Here is a 1,775-nt window from a genome sequence, read left to right as displayed (position 1 = left end):
TTTTCGACGCAGAGTTTCAAAGCGAAAGTTTTTACGAAATCGTCTCTAAAATCGTCCATCGTGCCTATGAAAAAGCTTACATGTTAGCCGTTCCCGCACCCAATATCGTTTTGGCGGTCAACAAAGAGGTCTCTTATGAGCCTTCTTCGGTGTTGCTGATGCCGCTGTGGAAAGCAAAAATTACGAAATACCATCGCTCGATCGCTACGTCGACATATCCTAAAGAGCGCGAAGCTCCGTTGATTCCTTTAAGGTTTAGCTATGATTAAATACCTCTCCATTCGGCTTAAATTTTTGTTGATGGCGTCGCTGGGCGTTTGCTCCATCGTGACGCTCTCTTTTTTGGCGTTTGACATTACGCAAAAAGGGGTCGTGAACGTCAACAACGTTTTTGAAGGCTCCAAGCGCGTGCAGACGATCCAACAGACCTATATTTTGCCGCTTTTTAAGCTCAGAGAACAGTCGCTCTCTTTAATTATGGCACCCAACGAAGATTTGCGTAAAGATATTTTACGGACGATCAATGCGATGTATCAAAAGATGGACGAACCTTTCCAACGTTTGCCGAAAAACGTTTACGATCAGTGGCAAAATTACGTGACGTTGATTAGGGCGAACCAGTCTTACCTCAAAGACGATTTTGAAGAGGGCGCGTTTATTAACGCCAATACGGTTGAACGCGACCAATTTTACGCGCTGATGGATTCACTAGATGAAATGCAGCAAAACGAGCTTTCCCATGCTTCGGATACCTTTACCAAAGCCAACAAAGAGGCAAATAATTCGCGTTATTTTATCGTCGTATGGCTGATCGTTATTATCGTGCTTACTTTGTTGATCGGTTCGTATATTGCCAAAAATATCGTCGATTCTACCTTACATGTCAGCAAAGGACTACGCGAATTTTTCGATTATCTCAAATCGCCCTCGACCGAAGAGGCGACAAGGATTCATATACCGCTGAATAATAAAGACGAGCTAGGCGATATGGCGCGGCGTATCAATAAAAATATCGAAATTATCCAAGCCAATTTGGAGCAAGATAGCAAGCTGATCGAAGATGCGACCAACGTCGTGGAAGATTTGAAACTCGGCAACTTGGATCGACGCTTGGTGGCGCGTGCCAACTCCGATCAGCTCAATCTTTTAAAAGCCGTGATGAATGAAATGCTCGATAATTTGGAATTTCGCATTCAGCAAGAAATTAACGAGCGAACGCGTCAAGAACAGCTTTTAATCCAGCAAAGCAAGCTTGCCGCCATGGGCAATATGATCGGCAATATCGCGCACCAGTGGCGTCAACCTTTGGGCGAAATTAACGCGCTTTTGATGATTATTCAAGTCAGACGCCATTTTGAAGACTTTACCGAAGAGTTTTTAAACGCCAAAATCGAAGAGTGTAACCGCATCACCGAGTACATGTCCAATACCATCAGCGACTTTCAAAACTTCTTCAAGCCCTCCAAAGCCAAAGAGATTTTCGACGTGACCCATGCGTGCGAACGCGCCAGTTCGATTTTGCAAGCATCACTCAAATACCACTCTATCGAGTTTCGTTTGGAAAAAAGCGAAGGTGCGCAGGTCTTAGGCTATCCCAATGAGTTTGCGCAGGCGATCTTAAACGTTCTGTCCAATGCCAAAGACGTTCTGATCGAACGTCAAATCGAAGCACCGTATATCGCGATGAGCGTTAAAAACGGCAAACGCTACACGCTGATCAAAATCGAAGATAACGGCGGCGGCATCGCGGCGGAGCATATCGAGCGTATTTTCGA

Annotated in this window: 1 protein-coding gene and 1 pseudogene; both read left to right on the top strand. The window is 45.0% G+C overall.

Going from position 1 to position 1,775, the window contains the following annotated elements; all coding sequences use genetic code 11:
* Positions 1 to 269 (top strand): annotated as a pseudogene (locus OA34_RS13240) (hypothetical protein); the annotation flags it as partial.
* Positions 262 to 1,775: sensor histidine kinase (locus OA34_RS13235; protein ID WP_286683066.1), on the top strand; the 1,514-nt coding region annotated here is incomplete at its 3' end. The pseudogene OA34_RS13240 and the gene OA34_RS13235, both read left to right, overlap by 8 nt.

It is taken from the genome of Sulfurospirillum sp. MES, from assembly GCF_000789415.1.
GTDB lineage: Bacteria > Campylobacterota > Campylobacteria > Campylobacterales > Sulfurospirillaceae > Sulfurospirillum > Sulfurospirillum cavolei.
Note: the sequence above shows the minus strand (reverse complement) of the source record. Positions and strands in the feature narration are given on the sequence as shown.